Source organism: Bartonella sp. B30(2025), from assembly GCF_053793825.1.
Genome location: NZ_CP200034.1, coordinates 470,815 through 490,459 on the forward strand (window position 1 = coordinate 470,815; position 19,645 = coordinate 490,459).

General features: G+C 34.5%; 12 protein-coding genes. 5 read left to right on the forward strand and 7 right to left on the reverse strand.

The features are described 5' to 3' along the window. Positions 1-138 precede the first annotated feature (138 nt). Entirely contained in the window at positions 139-1,299 is a 1,161-nt protein-coding gene (locus V4P55_RS02115) for a cysteine desulfurase family protein (RefSeq protein WP_455474809.1), read from the reverse strand. Between the two features lie 184 nt (positions 1,300-1,483). Between V4P55_RS02115 and V4P55_RS02120 the strand changes: the two genes are divergently transcribed. From V4P55_RS02120 to V4P55_RS02130, 3 genes are all read left to right on the forward strand, one after another. Further along, on the forward strand, positions 1,484-2,164 hold the full coding sequence (locus V4P55_RS02120; RefSeq protein WP_455474810.1) for an alpha/beta hydrolase: 681 nt from the start codon (positions 1,484-1,486) through the stop codon (positions 2,162-2,164). A 251-nt stretch (positions 2,165-2,415) separates the two neighbouring features. Beyond that, positions 2,416-3,669 carry a tyrosine--tRNA ligase gene (gene tyrS / locus V4P55_RS02125; protein WP_455474811.1) on the forward strand — a complete coding sequence of 418 codons (1,254 nt, stop codon included), beginning with the start codon at positions 2,416-2,418 and terminating at the stop codon, positions 3,667-3,669. Positions 3,670-3,890: 221 nt separating this feature from the next. Next, positions 3,891-4,373, forward strand: a complete 483-nt coding sequence (locus V4P55_RS02130; RefSeq protein WP_455474812.1) for a peroxiredoxin — start codon at positions 3,891-3,893, stop codon at positions 4,371-4,373. Between the two features lie 124 nt (positions 4,374-4,497). Here V4P55_RS02130 and prfB read toward each other — a convergent pair. From prfB to V4P55_RS02145, 3 genes are all read right to left on the reverse strand, one after another. Continuing rightward, positions 4,498-5,626 (reverse strand): peptide chain release factor 2 gene (prfB, locus tag V4P55_RS02135; RefSeq protein ID WP_455474813.1). Its coding sequence is split into 2 segments (ribosomal slippage): positions 4,498-5,556 and positions 5,558-5,626, totalling 1,128 coding nucleotides; the frame shifts between segments, so codons are not numbered across the junction. A 185-nt stretch (positions 5,627-5,811) separates the two neighbouring features. Beyond that, entirely contained in the window at positions 5,812-8,259 is a 2,448-nt protein-coding gene (locus V4P55_RS02140; RefSeq protein WP_455474814.1) for a penicillin-binding protein 1A, read from the reverse strand. A gap of 163 nt (positions 8,260-8,422) precedes the next feature. After that, a complete protein-coding gene (locus V4P55_RS02145) occupies positions 8,423-9,652 on the reverse strand; it encodes an N-acetylmuramoyl-L-alanine amidase family protein (RefSeq protein ID WP_455474815.1) in 1,230 nt (409 codons plus the stop codon). A gap of 612 nt (positions 9,653-10,264) precedes the next feature. Between V4P55_RS02145 and V4P55_RS02150 the strand changes: the two genes are divergently transcribed. Beyond that, positions 10,265-12,883 carry an Rne/Rng family ribonuclease gene (locus tag V4P55_RS02150; protein ID WP_455474816.1) on the forward strand — a complete coding sequence of 873 codons (2,619 nt, stop codon included), beginning with the start codon at positions 10,265-10,267 and terminating at the stop codon, positions 12,881-12,883. Positions 12,884-12,955: 72 nt separating this feature from the next. On the opposite strand, the gene V4P55_RS02155 is transcribed toward V4P55_RS02150, so the two are convergent. Beyond that, positions 12,956-13,567 carry an invasion associated locus B family protein gene (locus tag V4P55_RS02155; protein ID WP_455474817.1) on the reverse strand — a complete coding sequence of 204 codons (612 nt, stop codon included), beginning with the start codon at positions 13,565-13,567 and terminating at the stop codon, positions 12,956-12,958. A gap of 307 nt (positions 13,568-13,874) precedes the next feature. Between V4P55_RS02155 and V4P55_RS02160 the strand changes: the two genes are divergently transcribed. Continuing rightward, the gene (locus V4P55_RS02160; protein WP_455474818.1) at positions 13,875-15,686 is read left to right on the forward strand and encodes an extracellular solute-binding protein; all 1,812 of its coding nucleotides are present in this window, start codon (positions 13,875-13,877) and stop codon (positions 15,684-15,686) included. 134 nt (positions 15,687-15,820) lie between these two features. Here the strand turns inward: V4P55_RS02160 and mfd are convergent, their stop codons facing one another. Continuing rightward, a complete protein-coding gene (mfd, locus tag V4P55_RS02165; RefSeq protein ID WP_455474819.1) occupies positions 15,821-19,309 on the reverse strand; it encodes a transcription-repair coupling factor in 3,489 nt (1,162 codons plus the stop codon). 5 nt (positions 19,310-19,314) lie between these two features. Continuing rightward, positions 19,315-19,605, reverse strand: coding sequence for an FAD assembly factor SdhE (locus tag V4P55_RS02170; protein ID WP_455474820.1), 291 nt, complete (start codon positions 19,603-19,605; stop codon positions 19,315-19,317). Positions 19,606-19,645 lie beyond the last annotated feature (40 nt).

Sequence of the window (19,645 nt, forward strand, 5' to 3'; positions counted from 1 at the left end):
TCTTTCCGGGGTCAAGGGCCGGTGATTGAACAACTTGTTTTTATAGAATGAAAACAAAAAATCCATCTTCTAGATTATATGTAAACTAGAAAAGTTTCAATCAAGTTTATTTTTATTTTTTAAAGAATTCTAAAAATTTTATTTTTGATTATTCTTTATTATTTGAGAAAAAGCTAATAAGAAGTCATCAATATCATTAGCCGTTGTATCACGTCCTAGTGAAACACGGATCGCACCATTTAAGGTACGGTATCCCATCGCTTCTAAAACTCTGCTTTGTTTTACTTTTCCTGAAGAACAAGCAGAGCCAGCTGATACAGAAAATCCTGCCAAATCAAAACCAATTTGCATGGTTTCGGCTTTTATGTCTTGCACAGAAAAGTAAGTTGTATTTGGTAGACGTTGAACTTTTTGACCAAAAATGGTAACATTATCACTAATTTTTTGCAGACCATCTTCTAATTTATCACGTAAATAAATTAATTGTTTTATTTCTTCTTTAGTAAAGCAATTTGTTATTGCTGCTCCAAAAGCAGCGATCAGTGGCAACGCTTCTGTCCCACTACGCAATCCTTTTTCTTGCCCTCCTCCAACAATAAGAGGAAAAGGTGTTAGAAGTCCACCACATGAAATAAAAGCGCCAACCCCTTTGGGACCACCAATTTTATGAGCAGATAATATAAAAAAATCTCCACCCATTTGATTAATATCAATAGAATTGTTATCTGTGTAATTTTTATCTATATATTGTGTTAAATCAACAATAAGAACACCTCCAGCGTTTCGAACAATAACAGATATTTCTTCTATTCTTTGAATAACACCAGTTTCATTATTTGCAGCTTGAATAGCAATAAGAGGTAATCCCTTTGTACGATCATGAGCGGCTAAGAGAGCGGTTAACTGATCTTGTTGAATTAAGCCATCTTGATCAACAGCAATTGTACTGATTAATTCTTTAGAAAAACGTCCTCCTTCTGCAATGCATGGATGTTCAGTAGCTCCAATATAAAGATGAGAAAAATGCACTATAGAGTTTCCCATGTTATAAAAGGGCGTTAATAAGGTCATTGCTGCTTCGCTTGCACCAGATGTAAATACAACATTGTCTGGATGTGTATTGAGTTTATTGGCAACTTGTCTGCGTGCTTTTTGTAATAAAATTTTAGCAGCACGCCCTTCGCTATGAACAGATGATGGATTTCCAAATATTTCTAAAGATTCAAGTAATGCTATTCGTGCCATTTTCTTAATCGGTGTGGTTGCATTATTATCAAAATATCGACGTTTAACAATCATTTTACATCTCAACTATAAAAAATCTTATGAATTGATTAAAAAAAAATAATGCAATTTTCTTGAAAAATGCATCCAAAACAGGATATCTAACAATCCATAAAAATGAAACAATCATGTAAAAAATTACTATAGCAGAAGTAAGTTAAGGTTAACAGAAAGTCTCATAGTACTTAAGGAGCATTTAATGCCAGAAATTATTTTTAATGGTCCTGCGGGTCGCCTTGAAGGGCGTTATCAACCTTCTCAACAAAAAAATGCACCAATTGCAATTATTCTACATCCTCATCCTCAATTTGGTGGAACAATGAATAATAAAATTGTTTATGATTTATTTTATATGTTCCAACAGCGAGGCTTTACCACATTACGTTTTAATTTTCGTGGTATCGGTCGCAGTCAAGGTGAATTTGATTACGGAATAGGAGAACTTTCAGATGCGGCTGCCGCGCTCGATTGGATACAAGCACAACATCCTGACTCTAAAAATTGTTGGGTAGCGGGATATTCATTTGGCGCATGGATTGGTATGCAGCTTTTGATGCGTCGACCAGAAATTGAAGGCTTTATATCTGTAGCTCCTCAACCTAATATTTATGATTTTTCATTTCTTGCTCCTTGTCCCTCTTCTGGGCTTATCATTCATGGTGGTATTGATAAAGTTGCTCCTCCTAAAGATGTACAAACCCTTGTAGATAAATTGAGAGCACAAAAAGGTATTGTCATTACACAAGAAATATTAGAAGGCGCTAACCATTTTTTTAGCGGATATCATGAAGAGCTTATTGAACGGTGTGCGCAATATTTAGATAGTCATATTTCAGTGGAACTCTCTGTTCCTCCGCGTGAAATCACTATGCTTACTTAAGAGTTTCATAATAGAGTATTGGGTTATTCTTTGACGGAGTATGGTGTTTTTTACGTTTTACTACGCATTTATAAAAATATATCTTCTTAGGTAAGTCAAAATCGCTTTTTTCTTAAAATAGATAAATAAAATAGTATTTATATTTTAATATCTTTCATTTTCTTGTGCATTATATGTCATTTGTGATAGAACCCGCATGCATTGGCAACCAGTAGAAAAAATAACGCAATATTGATCAGGAAATAAAATTCGTGTTTGTCTTTAAATCTGATTTTTTACATATCATGAGCGAACGTGGCTTTATTCATCAAATTTCAGATGAAAAAGGTTTAGATGCTCTTTTTACAAAGGAAATTGTAACGGCTTATATTGGTTTTGATCCCACAGCATCAAGTTTGCATGCTGGAAGTCTTTTGCAAATTATGATGCTTTACTGGTTGCAAAAAACCGGTCATCGCCCCATTGCTTTGATGGGGGGAGGAACAGGTATGATTGGTGATCCATCTTTTAAAGATGAAGCTCGACGTCTTTTGACACAAGATGATATTGCTAAAAATATTGCTGGTATTAAAAAGGTTTTTTCTAATTATTTAAAATTTGGTGATAAAGAAACTGATGCATGTATTGTCAATAATGCTGATTGGTTATGTAATTTAAATTATCTAGAATTTTTACGCGATATAGGAAAACATTTTTCTGTCAATCGCATGTTATCATTTGATTCTGTTAAACTTAGACTTGAACGTGAACATTCTTTATCGTTTCTTGAGTTTAATTATATGATCCTACAAGCTTATGATTTTGTTGAGCTGTATTACCGTTATGGATTGCGTATGCAAATGGGTGGTTCTGATCAATGGGGTAATATTGTTAATGGGATAGAATTAGGACATCGTCTAGGGACGCCACAGCTATATGCTTTAACTTCACCACTGCTAACAACTGCTTCTGGCGCAAAAATGGGGAAATCATTGAATGGTGCTGTGTGGCTTAATGCAGATATGCTTTCAGTTTACCAATTTTGGCAATATTGGCGCAACACAGAAGATGCTGATGTTGCACGCTTTTTAAAGCTTTATACTACATTACCGATGGATGAAATTGTAAAACTTTCCACGTTACAAGGCACTGAAATTAACGAAGCTAAAAAAATTCTTGCAACAGAAATTACGGCAATGTTGCATGGACGAGATCTTGCAGAAGCCGCGGCAGAAACTGCGCGTAAAACTTTTGAAGAAAAAACTCTTGGAGAAAATCTTCCAACGATTGAGCTTAATTCTGCAGAATTAAAAGCGGGTTTGGGATTGTTATCTCTTTTAGTAGAGATGAAATTTGCTAAATCTAACAGTGAAGCACGTCGACATGTCCAAGGTGGTGGTGTCCGTATAAACGGTAAAATTGTTGAGGATGAAACGCGTCTTATTACTGAAAAAGATGTTAATGCAGCAGGAGTTATAAAAATTTCTTTCGGTAAAAAAAGGCACGCTTTAATTAAAATCCTATAGCTTATTCAAGATTTTATATTACTTTATAGTTTTTATGTAAATTGTAAGAACATTTTACATATTTATCATATACGCATATTTTTTAGTTTTTATGCATCCCATTTCCATTCATATCATTTTAAAAATAGAACTCTTTAAAATAATTAGATCTTATATAGTTGAATAGCTATTTTTTCTATGTATCTTTAAACTTAATATTCATAAAAAAGAAAGATGAAAGAATGATAAAATCGATGAAAGGAACCCCTGCTCCTGACTTTAATTTGCCACGCGATGGTGGAGGCACAGTGCGGCTTTCTGATCTAAAAGGAAAAATAATTATTTTATATTTTTATCCAAAAGACGATACCAGTGGATGTACAAGTGAAGCAGTTGATTTTACACGATTAAAGGAAAAATTTGATAAAATTGGAGCTGTTGTTATTGGGATATCTCCAGATAGTGTTAAAAAACATGACAAATTCAAGATAAAACACGAGCTTGATGTTGTCCTTGTTTCAGATGAAGAAAAGACCACATTTAACAATTATGGTGTGTGGGTTGAAAAAAGCATGTATGGGCGCAAATATATGGGTGTTGAACGAAGCACCTTCCTTATTGATTCAACTGGAAAAATAGCAGAAGAATGGCGCAAAGTAAGTGTACCTGGACACGCTGAAAATGTTTTAGCTGCCGCTGAGCTTTTATATAATAATGGCTCATAAATTCAATTTGCTAGTGGTTATCTATAAAAACAAAGTTATTTTAGGTTAACTTTGTTTTTTGAGTATTGTATTTGAGTTCAAAAGTTAACAGCCAAAATCAAAAATTTAAAAATATTATGTGTTATCAATCAATATCTTCAATTTTTTCATCTTTTCCATGAACACGTCGGGCAAGAGCTGCCTCTATAAACGCATCTAAATTTCCGTTAAGTACGGATTGCGGATCGGTATTTTCGATACCTGTGCGCAAATCTTTAACAAGTTGATAAGGCTGAAGTACATAAGATCTAATTTGGTGACCCCATCCGATTTCTGTTTTGGAAGATTCAATAGCATTTGTTTCTTCTTCCCTTTTTTTGAGCTCTTCTTCGTAAAGTCTCGCACGTAACATAGACCACGCAGTTGCTTTATTTTTATGTTGAGAACGTTCTGTTTGACATTGAACTACAATTCCCGTTTTTATATGCGTAATACGAACTGCGGAATCTGTGGTATTGACATGTTGTCCTCCAGCTCCTGATGCGCGATATGTATCAATACGAACATCTGCTTCTGAGACATCAACTTCAATATTCTCGTCAATAACAGGATAAATCCAAATACTTGCAAAAGATGTGTGACGTTTTGCATTTGAGTCAAATGGGGAAATACGCACTAAGCGATGAACTCCTGATTCCGTTTTCAAAAGCCCATAAGCATTATATCCTTTTATAAGAATAGTAGCTGATTTTATTCCTGCTTCTTCTCCATCATGAACTTCTAATATTTCAGTCTTCATTTTATGCTGTTCAGCCCAGCGCATATACATACGCAAAAGCATAGAAGCCCAATCTTGACTTTCTGTACCACCTGCACCAGCGTGAATTTCTAAATAAGTATCATTTGAATCTACTTCTCCCGATAAAAGCACATCAATTTGTTTTTTATCTATTTCGCTTTTAAGATTTCGTATCACATTTTCTGCATCAGTGATAATTTCCGTATCACTTTCCTCTTCGCCCATTGCGATTAACTCAATACATTCTTCAAGTGTTTTTGAATATGATCGAATGCTGTTTATTGAATCTTCGAGGTTTTGACGCTCACGCATCATATCTTGTGCTTGCTGAGCATTATTCCAGAGTGTTGGATCTTCTGCTTTTTGATTAAGATATTCAAGACGCTTTAATGATTGATCCCAGTCAAAGATGCCTCCTTAGCAATTTTATTGCTTGTTGTATCTCATCAACTAGAGTTTCTATTTCTGTACGCATAATGAACCTTTAATGACTTACTTATATTTTTCTTAAAACACGATTTTAAGTACTCTAAGGATATCAATATGATGATATACGTTAATGTACTTTATGATTTTAAAGACTTATTCTCTTAACTGAGTAATAAAAGCAAGTAGATATTGTTTATATCTACTTGCTTTATTCAAAAAGTTATTTTTTGATCAGTATAATCCACCAGCTCCACTTTCAAGAGCTTTATTGACTTGTGGAGAAATAGTTGTTGAAGGCAAACCTTCTTGAAACGAACCACTGCCATCAATAACCTGATAAATATCTGCAGGTCCAGTTCCTGGTTTAAATGCTTCTATAATAACGTTATTATCCCCTTCTTCTGCAAGCATACCGGTTCTACGGTTAATTGGCATTAAAATCATACCCTTTGGCATTTTAAATGGCACATCTGGTTTATCTTTTAAGGCAGCCTGCATAAATTCACCAAAGATAGGAGCTGCTAATGAACTTCCTGTTCCATATCCTAATGGAGCTGGACGATCATAACCGATAAAAATACCAACAACAATATCAGGGGTAAATCCCATAAACCATACATCTTTAGAATCATTGGTTGTTCCTGTTTTAGCAGCAATGTGTCGATTAAGGTAATGCAAATGTGCCGCTGTTCCACGTTGAACAGCACCTTCCATCATGGAGGTAATCTGATAAGCTGTCATAGGATCAAGAACCTGATCCCGCTCATCAATCAATGTTGGTTCTGTTTGATTATTCCATGATTCAACATTACAGTTTTCACATAGACGGTTATCATGACGGTAAATAGTTTTTCCATAGCGATCTTGAATTCGATCGATAAGTGAAGGTTTAATAGAGCGTCCTCCATTTGCAATGACTGAATAAGCAGTAACCATTCTTAAAACTGTTGTTTCAGCAGCTCCTAGAGCCATCGGAAGGTAAGGCTGTAATTTATCCACTATACCAAAGCGTTCTGCATATTCAGCAACAAGAGGCATTCCCATGTCATGGGCAAGCCGTATGGTCATGAGGTTACGAGAATATTCAATACCGTAACGAAGTGTTGAGGGACCAGCAAATGTACCGCCATAATTTTTGGGTTGCCAAATTTCTCCATTTACTTGACGAACCTCGATAGGACCATCCAAAATAACCGATGAAGGTGTATATCCGTTATCAAGTGCTGCAGCATACACAAAAGGCTTAAAAGCAGAGCCAGGTTGCCGATAAGCTTGTGTTGCACGATTAAATTCAGAAGCAGAAAAAGAAAATCCTCCTACCATTGCAAGTACACGTCCGGTATGGGGTTCCATAGCAATAATAGCACCTTCTACTTTTGGAATTTGTTGTAAACGATAAGTATTGCTTATGTTAGGGACTTTTTCAACAAAAATAACATCTCCAACATGCAAGATATGAGATAAATTTGGAACACTTTTTTTAGAGCCATTTTCATTAATGACCTTTAATGCCCATTTTGAATCTTCTTCAGATAAAACAGCAATTTCTCGTTTTTTTGACAAGGTTCCAGAAGATTCACGTTGTGGCTGTAAACCAATTTCTATTTTATTTGCATGTGTAGAAAGAACAATTGCTAGTTTCCATTCTGGAACATCATTTAATCCTGGAATATCTGCAAGTTTCGTACCCCAATCGCCTTTTTCATTTATATGTTTATAAGCTCCACGCCATCCTTGAGAATGATCAAATTTAATTAAACCATTTTGTAAAGCGCGTCGCGCAACAAGTTGTAAATTAGGATCAAGTGTTGTGCGAACGGAAAGCCCACCTTCATAAAGTGTCTTGGCTCCATAATCACGAATTAAATGACGACGTATTTCTTCAACAAAATAATCAGCGGAAAAAATGTGGCTATCATTATTGCGTGTAACTACACCTAAAGGTTTTTCTTTAGCTTTTTTACCTTGCTCAAATGTTGCATATCCATTTGCAACCATTCTATCTATAACCCAATTACGTCGATCAATAGCACGTTGTGTATATTTAAAAGGATCATAATTTGCTGGTCCTTTTGGAAGAGAAGCTAAATAAGCGCTTTGTTCTAAAGTAAGATCATTAACGGATTTATTAAAATAGACTAAAGACGCTGCCGCAACACCATAAGATCCACGACCAAGATAAATTTCATTCAGATAAAGTTCGAGAATATGATCTTTTGAATAAGTTCTTTCAATTCGCATTGCTAAGATGGCTTCTTTGAATTTACGTTCAAATGTTGCATCTGAATTTAAAAGAAAATTTTTAGCGACTTGCTGCGTAATAGTTGAGGCTCCTTCTGGGCGTTGACCAGAACCAATATTACGAATATTATTGATTAAAGCTCTAGAAAATCCTTCTGGATCTAAACCAAAATGGCGATAAAAGTTTTTATCTTCAGCAGAAATAAAAGCATCTTTAAGCATCTTTGGTATGGATTGGATTGGCAAATAAAGACGGTGTTTTGTTGCAAATTCTGCTATAAGACTACCATCGGAAGCATGAACACGTGTCATCACGGGAGGTTCATATAATGAAAGAACTTCATAATCAGGCAGTGCACTTGCTTGACTTTTTGTTAATACTATTCCAAAAAAACCAAAAATAACAATAATTTTAAGAAAATACCTAAAAAAAATCATCTTCAAAACGAATACCGCTTTCTTCAGAATTGACTAAAAGAAAAGTACATTATCTTATCAGGATAAGGTATCATTACAATAATACATATATACGGACAGGATTTTTTCCCATTTTTTTTACTTATACTAAAATCCATTACTAGTACTCTATTTTTTTGAAAGTTTAAAGAGGTTGCATCATTTTTTGCTTATATTCAGCAAATTGGCGAATAGAATGAGCTATAGAGGCAGCCATTTTTTGTCTCCATTGAGAATTATTTAATAATTGTTCATCCTCCTTGTTTGATAGATAACCTATTTCGATCAAAATTGATGGTATATCGGGAGCTTTTAAAACTTGAAAATTGCCGTGTCTGTGAGGGTTTTTAATCAGATTAATATGATCTTTTGATAAATTTAAGATAACATGATTAGCAAAACGAACTGAAAATGTGTGCGTTTCACGTCGAGTAAGATCAAACAAAATATCAGTGACTTCAAAAACTTCTTCAGCAGGCAGCCCATCAAGAAGATCTACTTTGTTTTCGTTTTCAGCTAAGGATTTTGTAATCGCATCAGATGCTTTATCTGAAATGGTATATACTGTAGCACCACGTAAAGAATGTATACCAATGCTATCTGCATGAATGGATATAAAAAGATCAGCGTTAAATTCTTGTGCCTTTTTAATTCTTTCACTTAATCTTAAAAAAACATTAGAATCGCGTGTTAAAGCAACAGTAATATGAGAATCTTTTTTAAGTTCATTTCGCAATGCACGTGCAAAGGCCAGTGTTATATCTTTTTCTAAAATTCCGGTAACTCCCTGTGCACCACTGTCAATTCCACCGTGACCAGGATCAAGAACGACACGAAAATTACGTGTTTGAGTTATCTGCGTTTTTGTATTTTGATTAAAAGTTTGTTGTTTTTTTAATGTTTCGTCAAATTTTTTTTGTGTAGTTTGTGAAATATCAATTAATAATTGCCATAAACCATTATCTAATTTTTGCACTGTACTTTTTTCAATAGAAAAAACAGTTTTGCTCGTTAAAATAATACGTGAAGTTTGTATATCAGAAAAACTATAATGGATATCTGATATCATACCCGATAGCATATTTTTCTTCTTTAAAGATGTATTTTTCTGTAAAAAATCAACTGTGGGCAAATTGATGATTAAACGTGCAGGCCTATCCAAAACTTGCAAACGTACATTTGGTTTCACATTAAAAGTTGCAATGACGCGTGTAAATGCATTGTCACCAATAGTTTGCAAATTCATAAGTTTTAGAGAATCAGCAGCTTGAATATGTGTTTGGAATATAAAAAAAAATAATAAAAAACATGAAAAACATAAAATAATATTCCAATAAGCAGCTTTAGGCTCTTTGGCAAAAAGTTTTTTTATCATAAATGAAACACTCTATTATAAAGTTTTGAAGCAATAATCGATTTGACCATATACAAGTGGATATCTCAGATTTAAATTGTATTTTTAATAAATTGTAAAATTTTTAATAAACAGCAAAAAACTAAGCTTAGATAGTTAATATTCCTTATAATGATACGTATTCGTATTGTTATTTGCCAAAAATATGATATCAACATAAAAGAATATTTACGTTTCCTAGTTGATGATAGCCGCCTAGTATTGACTTAATTTATCTGTAGTTCATATTACAGCTGTCTTTAAAAGGTTTGTCGTACATTACGCATTTAAGGCTTTTTATGAATGAGAAGTCTTCAGACCTTAAAAGCTAGGATAGCGTTATTTAGATTAGCTGATTCGGATGTCCGAACTATTTTCGAGATTTTTTGCCGGAGACTTATAAAAATATGAGTCATATAAAACAGATGGAGATGATGATTATAAAAGTTGTAAATGCAGGAAGACATTTACCCGTAACCACCCATCTTGTTATGCTGGCCACCCTTTTTTACGGTAAACAGCCTTTTATGTCTGCGAATGTTTTTACTGTTCGTTTGAATAAAATTGCGTATGTTACCTTCAGGATTTTAACTTATGTCAAACAAAATGCTTATAGATGCCTCCCACCCGGAGGAAACACGTGTTGTTGTTGTTCATGGCAACAAAATTGAGGAATTTGATTTTGAATCAGAACATAAAAAGCAGCTCAAGGGGAATATTTATCTAGCACGTATCACACGTGTTGAACCTTCGCTTCAAGCAGCTTTTGTAGAGTATGGTGGAAATCGTCATGGCTTTTTGACATTTTCAGAAATTCATCCCGATTATTATCAAATTCCTATTGCTGATCGCCTTGCGCTTCTTGAGGAAGAAGAAAAAGCAGCTGTTAGAGAAAGCCATGTAGATGGTTGTGTAGAAGAAACTAAAAAAAATAAAAAAAGCTCTAAAAAAACAAAAAAAGATAAAAATAGCAAACTCTTAGCTGTAGATATTGAAAATGATGTTATAACGGAATCAGTCATAAATGATGATGATACAGAAGAAGCTTTTGATGTTGATGCTTCTGATGATGATATTGAAATGGTAGGTGTAGAGGATGTAAGTGAAGAGCTTCCTACCTATCAACGTGTGCAAGAGCGACAATATAAAATTCAAGAAGTTATTAAACGGCGTCAAATTTTGTTGGTGCAAGTTATAAAAGAGGAGCGTGGTAACAAAGGTGCTGCGCTTACAACTTATTTGTCTTTAGCAGGTCGTTATTCTGTTTTAATGCCTAATACAGCGCGTGGTGGTGGTATTTCACGAAAAATTACAAATTTACAGGATCGCAAACGTCTTAAAGAAATTGTAAAAGAATTAAATGTTCCAAAAGGTATGGGAGTTATTTTGCGGACTGCTGGAGCAAATAGAACAAAAGCTGAGATTAAACGCGATTATGATTATCTTACACGATTATGGGATACTATTCGTACTTTAACACTTAAGTCAACGGCACCCTGTCTTGTCCACGAAGAAAGCAGCCTTATAAAGCGTTCTATTCGCGATCTTTATAATAAGAATATCAATGAAATTCTTGTTTCTGGTGATCAAGGATATCGTGAAGCAAAGGATTTCATGCGTATGCTTATGCCAAGTCATGCGAAAGTTGTACAACCTTATCGCGATCCTATCCCTCTTTTTACGCGCAATAATATCGAGACCCAACTGGATAAAATGCTACAGCCACAGGTATTTTTAAAATCTGGTAGTTATCTTGTTATTAATCAAACTGAAGCACTTGTTGCGATTGATGTAAACTCTGGTCGTTCTACCAAAGAACATTCCGTTGAAAAAACAGCATTACAAACTAATCTTGAAGCGGCAGAAGAAATAGCACGTCAATTACGTTTACGTGATTTAGCTGGTTTAATTGTGATCGATTTCATTGATATGCTAGAGGATCGTAATATTAGGATGGTCGAAAAAAAGTTAAAAGACTGCTTAAAAAACGATCGTGCTCGCATTCAAGTTGGACATATTTCACATTTTGGTCTTTTAGAAATGAGCCGTCAACGTATTCGTATATCGGTTTTAGAAAGCACAACACAACCCTGCCCACATTGTTCTGGAACAGGCAGTATACGCTCAGAATCATCAATTGCTTTACATGTTATGCGTTCAATTGAAGAGTATCTTCTTCATAATCCGCAATACAATATTGTTGTACGCACACCCGTAGCAACAGCACTTTATGTGTTAAATCATAAACGTAATATTCTTGTTAATCTCGAAGAACGCTTTAAGCTTAATATTAGTATCGAAGCAGATGATAGCATTGGAACACAACATCTCATTATTTCTAAGAGCACAATAGCAGAATCAGCTGTCCACTCTTCATTAGTTGTTGAAGATAACAACAAAGAAAAAGCTGATGATGCAATCATAATAGAAAGTGAATCTGGTGGAGATAAAACATCAACTGAAACAAAACAGCGGCGTAGACGTAGGAATCGTCAAAGTGAAGCTAACGATAATTCATTTTCAGAGATGAACAAAAAAAATGAAGTCTCCAATGATGAAGATTCTCGTCGTCGAGGGCGTCGTCGAGGACGTTCTGGAAATCACCGTAATAAAAAAGATAATAATCCTCATCACTCTCGTATTATTCAGACAGAACCGGTAGAGGATCTTACAAAGCAAAATATAACAGAAGTTAAAGAGGCTGATAGTCCATTTATTAAACCTATTGAACATGAAGAACTTAAAAATGATACACAACATCCAGTAATACAAAAAGATAAAACTGTAGAAGTTGAAGCAGCTGTTAAGCCTAAAAAGCGTAGGACGCGTTCTTCAAAGATAATGCAAAGTAAACGAGTTGCTGATAATGATCATAGTTTAATAACACAAGAATTTCTTGAAGAAAAAGCTATAGATGATACAACGCATAAAAATAAAACAAAAAAAGCAGATGAGCCTACACATGATGTTGTAAAGGAGGCTCTTGCAAATATAAAAAAGTTAACACGTAAAACACGAAAAAAAACGACTGCTAAAGAGAAAACAGAAACAAAAAAAGTATCAGAACAAAAATCTGTAATAGATAAATCTTCTGAAAAAATTGAAGAAATAACCAATCAACCTGTTATTACATCATCTGTATCTGATGACACTGATATTCCAAAAACTAAGCGTGTTGGTTGGTGGAAGCGCAAGATCCTTTCTAAAAATTAAATATAAAAAAAATTGCTACAAAACTTTGTAGCAATTTTTTTTATTAAAAAAGCTTTTAAACAATTTATTTTATTACTGCTGTTTTGCTTTTTCTTGTTCAATTTTCATACGATCTTCAATTTCTTTTTGTTGTGATTGAATAGCTTGTTGCAGCTTTATTTGTTCTTGTTGAAAATCTTTTTCCTCCATACCAGGTCCTGTGTATGCAGCAGTAAATCCATTAAGAGAAAATTCAATAGGATTCGCTGATCCTCGAAAATTAACTGTCGTTACAATCATTTTGGTACCGCTTTTCATAGCAGCGATGAGCTTATCATCGAGAATGTCATTGGCAATACAACTTGGCCCATTACAAATAATATAAGGAACTTTTTTAGAAAAATTATCTCCAATTTGAATGCGAACACCTTCTGGTAAAAAACGACCTGTTGGTACTTGAATTCCTATACGTCTTTCATTTTGTTTTCCTTTTATTTCAACCAAATTAAAAGCTGTTAAAGGTTGTCCTGTACTCGATATTACAGTGTTCATTGTGTTACAAATATCAACATCATGCTGCTTACTACAAACTTTGTACCAACCTTGAGATAAGGTTTGTGCGTTTGCGGGAATGTGAAATGTGACAGAAAGAGCAGCAACACCAGCGAATACTGAAATAATAGAATAGATATTTTTATGCAACATGACTAAGTTAATCCTTTCAACATATTCTTATAATAGCCCTGATGTCGGGAATATTAGGTGTAATGTTAATCCAGTGTATTAAATAAATTAAACAAAACGACACTTTCTTACGTGTCTCATATTTCAATACAAAAAAAAGTCAAATTTAGAGAAAGAGTTTATAAATAATTAAAAAAGCTTTTACGCACTTATGTGTACCCCCCTCTTTATCACATTATTTTTCACACAATGCATCTATAAAATATCTTTAAAAAAGATAAAATTACATAAACGAATCGAGATTGCAATATAGCTAAAGTGGACTTTTATGCTATTTTATAGCTCTTATTATTTCAAATTGATTTTTATATTTACATTGTTTTTTTTAAGCCATGGAGCTTTAGCAACTGGCATTGCGATGCATGGAGTTCCAAAATTATCGGATGCGTTTGATCATTTTCCTTATACATCTCTTAATGCAAATAAAAAAGGTAAAGTGACTTATGGTGTTGTTGGAACATTTGATGGATTAAACCCATTTGTCATCCGCAGTTTTCGAACAACTGCGAGAGGACTCTTTGCAGATGAACAATTTTCTGGTCTCGTTTATGAAACAATGATGGTACGCTCTCGGGATGAAGCATTCACGCTTTATAGTCTGTTAGCAGAAAAAGTTGAATTAAACGATGAGCGTACTGAAATTACTTTTTTTCTTAATCCAAAAGCACGTTTTTCAGATGGGAATCCTGTAACAACTGAAGACGTCTTATTCACAGTAGAGCTTCTTAAAGATAAAGGAAGACTCCCATTTAATCAATACATGAAACGCATAGAATCTATCGAAAAAATCGGAGATTATGGCATTAAAATGCGCTTTCCACACTCAAAAGATCGTGAATTTCCGCTTCTTTTAGCGAGTGTAATGCCAGTATTGCCAAAACACGCTATTAATATTGATAATTTTGAAAAAAATGGTTTAAATCAAATCCCAGGAAGTGGGCCCTATATCATTGAGCGTATTAATCCAGGAGAACGGATTATTTATAAACGTAATCCTAATTATTGGGGTAGAAATCTCCCTGTTAATAAAGGAATAAATAATTTTGATACCATACAAATAGAATATTTTAGCAATGATGCAGTGCATTTTGAAGCCTTTAAAAAAGGCATCGTTGATGTTTTTATTGAAACAAATCCAAACCGTTGGCAATCTTCTTATAATTTTCCTGCTGTTCGCGAAGGACGAGTTATTAAAGAAAATTTTTCAAAAGGAACTCCTGCTGATGTTATGGGTTTTGTTTTTAATACGCGTCGTGCTATTTTTAAAGATAAAAGAGTAAGACAAGCATTATCGATGCTTTTTGATTTTGAATGGGTTAATCGTCATCTTTTTAATAATATCTATACCAGAACAGAAGGCTATTGGGACGGATCTATTCTTTCGTCTATTGGAAAACCAGCAAGTAAAGAAGAAAAAATACTTTTAGCAGCTTATCCTGATGCAGTTCATCCCGAAGTCATGGATGGAAATTGGCACGTTTCTAAAACAGATGGATCTGGGATGGATCGATTAATTGCCCAAAAAGCTTGGAAGCTTTTACAAAAAGCAGGATTTACTAAAAAAAATAATAGAGTCATTCTTCCTGATGGTTTGCCTTTTCGATTTGAGATTATGACACGATCACTTGAAGAAGAAAAAGTTGCACTTGCCTTTCAAAGTACTTTATCACGCTTTGGTATTCAGGTTGAAATTAGGACTGTTGATGATAGTCAATATCAAAATCGTTTAGGAGTGTTTGATTATGATATGATTATTGGTAAGTTAAGAAGCTCTTTATCTCCAGGAAACGAACAAATCAATCGTTGGAGCTCTATTTCTCGAAATTTAAAAGGAAGTTTTAATTTTCCTGGAGTTGCTGATCCCGCTATAGATGCAATGATAACGGCAATGCTTGATGCACGTTCAGATGTCGATTTTATTGCAGCGGTTCGTGCTTTAGATAGAGTTCTTATTTCTGGTAGTTATTATATACCACTTTATCATTTGCCTGAGCAATGGGTCGCCCGTTGGTCATATATTAAACATCCTATTTATACACCATTATATGGATATCGTCTTCCCGCTTGGTGGCATGAATAAAAGTAATAAGAATTATAAAATACTTGTATCAACATTTATCATTATGAATGTAAATATTTATGCAATTTATATTCATATGATGTAAAAAATATAACAATGTTTAAATATGAAAAAATAATTACCTAAATAAAATATTATTTTATCATTTCTACAAGCTGTTTCATAATAACTGCAGCTCCAACAAGCCTTTCATCTACTGTTGTCCAATCACGAATAAGCACAATACTTTGATCAGGTCGGATTTTCGCCATGGATCCTTGTTTTCCAACCCATTGAACGAGAGCTACACTATTTTCAAAATAATTATTGCGAAACTGTATAACAATACCCTTTGGCCCTGCATCTAATTTTTCTACATGTGCCTTTCTACATAATATTTTTATATAAAAAACTTTAAGAAGATGTTGAACTTCAAATGGTAAAGGTCCAAAACGATCAATTAATTCTGCTCCAAATTCTTCAATCTGCTCTAAATCATCCAGCTCTGTTAAACGACGATAAAGTCCCATACGTAATGATAAATCAGGAACAAAACTTTCTGGTATCAATACTGTTGTACCTAGTGAAATTTGAGGCGACCATTGCTTATCTTCATTTTGTTGACCATCTTTTAATTCAACAATGGCCTCTTCAAGCATTTTTTGGTATAATTCAAATCCAACTTCTTTAATGTGTCCTGATTGCTCCTCACCTAAAAAGTTTCCTGAACCACGGATATCCATGTCATGGCTTGCTAATTGAAAACCAGCTCCTAATGTATCGAGAGATTGTAAAACTTTAAGACGACGATCAGCTGCAGGCGTTAAAGTTTTACCAGTAGGAAATGTAAAGAGCGCATAAGCTCGTTGTTTAGAACGCCCTACTCTGCCACGTAATTGATAAAGAGCAGAAAGACCAAACATCTCAGCTCGATGTACAATTAATGTATTAGCTGTTGGAATATCAAGACCTGATTCAATAATAGTTGTCGATAGCAAGACATCATATTGTCCTTCATAAAAAGCATTCATAATGTCATCAAGTTGTCCAGATGGCATTTGTCCGTGAGCGACGATAAATTTAAGTTCTGGTACTTGTGTTTTGAGATACTCCTCCACAAAAGCGAGATCAGAAATACGAGGACAAACATAAAAACTTTGCCCACCACGATAATATTCTCGAAGTAATGTTTCTCGTATAACCAATGCATCAAAAGGTGAAATAAAAGTCCGTACCGCCATTCTATCAATAGGCGGAGTTGTTATTAACGAGAGTTCACGTACTCCTGCTAATGCTAATCCTAAAGTCCGTGGTATGGGAGTTGCTGAAAGTGTAAGAACATGGATATCACTTTTCAATTCTTTTAAACGCTCTTTGTGTTTTACTCCAAAATGCTGCTCTTCATCAATAATAAGAAGTCCTAATCGTGAAAAATTAACTGCATTGCTTAATAATGCATGTGTTCCAATGACAATATCAAGTGTACCATTCGCAATATTTTTTTTAACTTGTGCGAGTTCTTTAGATTTTACAAGTCTTGAGGCATGACCAATTTTAACAGGAAGTCCTTGAAAACGCGAGATAAAAGTTTTGTAATGTTGTCGTGAAAGCAAAGTTGTTGGTACAACAACAGCAACTTGATATCCATTCAATGCTGCAACAAAAGCACTTCTAATAGCAACTTCTGTTTTCCCAAAACCGACATCACCACATATTAAGCGATCCATTGGTCTCCCTGATGCCAAATCATCTAAAACGGAATTAATAGCATCTATTTGGTCTTCTGTTTCTTCATAAGGAAAGCATGCAACAAACTCATCAAATAGTCCTGTTGGTGGAACAAAAGCAGGTGCAGAGCGCGTAGCACGTTCTGCAGCTATACGGATTAATTGCCCAGCTATTTCCAATAAGTATTTTTTTAACCGTGTCTTACGCGCTTGCCAAGCAACTCCGCCTAATTTGTCTAATGAAACATCTGTTGCTTCTGACCCATAACGCGAAAGAAGCTCAATATTTTCAATAGGTAAAAAAAGTCGATCACCTCCAGCATATTGAATTTCAAGACAATCTCGTAAAATTCCAGTTGTTGTAATGGTTTTAAGACCAACAAATTGCCCAATACCATGATCAATATGCACGACGATATCGCCAGAATTTAAAGTAGAAATCTCAGAAATAAAATTTTTATTGCGTTTACGTCGCTGTGGCGATCTTATTAATCGATCACCCAAAATATCTTGCTCTGCTATAATAACAAGATCTTCAGCTTCAAAACCATGCTCAATCATTATAACAGCTGCAGATATACGATCACGAGGTGTTGCTTTGACAGTTTGTAACGATTTTGCAATCTCTATTTTTTTTAATCCATGCTCATCAAGCACTTGTATTAAACGACTAAGAGATCCTTCACTCCAACACGCTAAAAGCACTTTTTTACCGGAACTACGCAATGAAGCAATGTGGTTAACAACACTCGAAAAAACATTTTTTTCTTGTGCATTACGTTCTTTTACAAAATCATACCCCGGTTTAACATTTGTGTTAACGACAGTTTGTTTAAAAGTTTGTGGAACATTAAAAGGTGTAAAATCAATACGCAATCTGGATTCTTGAGCGCATTCTAAAACGCGCTCTGGAGTTAAATAAAGAAGATTTGGATCTACTGGATGATAGGAAGTAGAATGATCCTTATCATCTCCGTATTCTTTACGAGCACCATAATAATCTTTAATGAGACGATAGCGCTCAGTGAGTACTTCTTCTATGAGATGTTCAAAAACAATAGGTAATTCACCACAATGATCAAAAAAAGTATCAAGATTGTCATAAAAAAATGGTAACCAATGTTCCATACCAGCAAAGCGCCGTCCCTGGGAAATTGCTTCATAGAGAATATTATTTTTTTGCGACATACCAAATGCACTGGTATAGTTTTTTTTAAATAGATTAATGCGCTCTGGAGTAAGAACAACTTCACTCATTGATTGTAATAAAAAGTCAGTTTTTGTGCTTGTTGTCCTTTGTGTTTCTGGATCAAAAACACGTATACTTTCTAAAGTCTCTCCAAAAAAATCAAGACGCAAAGGCTCGGTATTCATAGGAGAAAAAATATCAATAATTCCTCCTCGTACAGCGAACTCACCCACATCACGAACAGTTGCAACACGCTCAAAACCATTAATATCTAGAGAATGAATTAAATGGTTCATATTCATATTTTGACCAACACGTGCATGAATAATATGTTCATTAATCATTTTTCGAGGAGGCAGTTTTTGCATAATTGCATTTGCTGTTGTTAATATGATTGCAGCGTGTGGAGTCTTACGCAAATTTGATATATGTGCTAAAGCTGATAATCGACGCGCCATAACTGTAATTCCAGGTGATACGCGATCATAAGGTAAACAATCCCATGCGGGGAATTGAATAACAGGCAAGTTTGGCTCAATAAAGTTTAAAACTTGCTGTAAATAGGCAATATTTGTTCCATCTCGAATGACGTAAACAAGTGGTTTACCTTTCGCAATTTCTAAGCTTATCTTGATAAGTGCGAAAGCTTCAAATCCATCAGCAACCCCTTCAAAGGTCATACGAGTAGATATATCTTTTGGAATAATAATTTTTTTAAATATGGGCATAGGGATTAATTTGAATTTATATAAATGTGGTAATTTACAATGTCACGAAAAAGGGGACTATCAATCTCAGATGGAGGAGCAGTTTCTCCAGTAACCCACATCAATAAATCTCTATCATCAAAAGACATAATATATTCAAGCTCAGAGATCGTTTTATCATCCATCTCAACAATATGCGCATCCACATAATTCCCCAAAATTAAATCCATTTCACGAATACCCCGATGCCATGCATGAAAAACCAATCGGCGACGGCGCACGTCCAATTGATTCTTATCAACGGCAAGAATGGTCATAATCATCTCCCTCATAAATGAAAAGTAGTATCAATGTAGT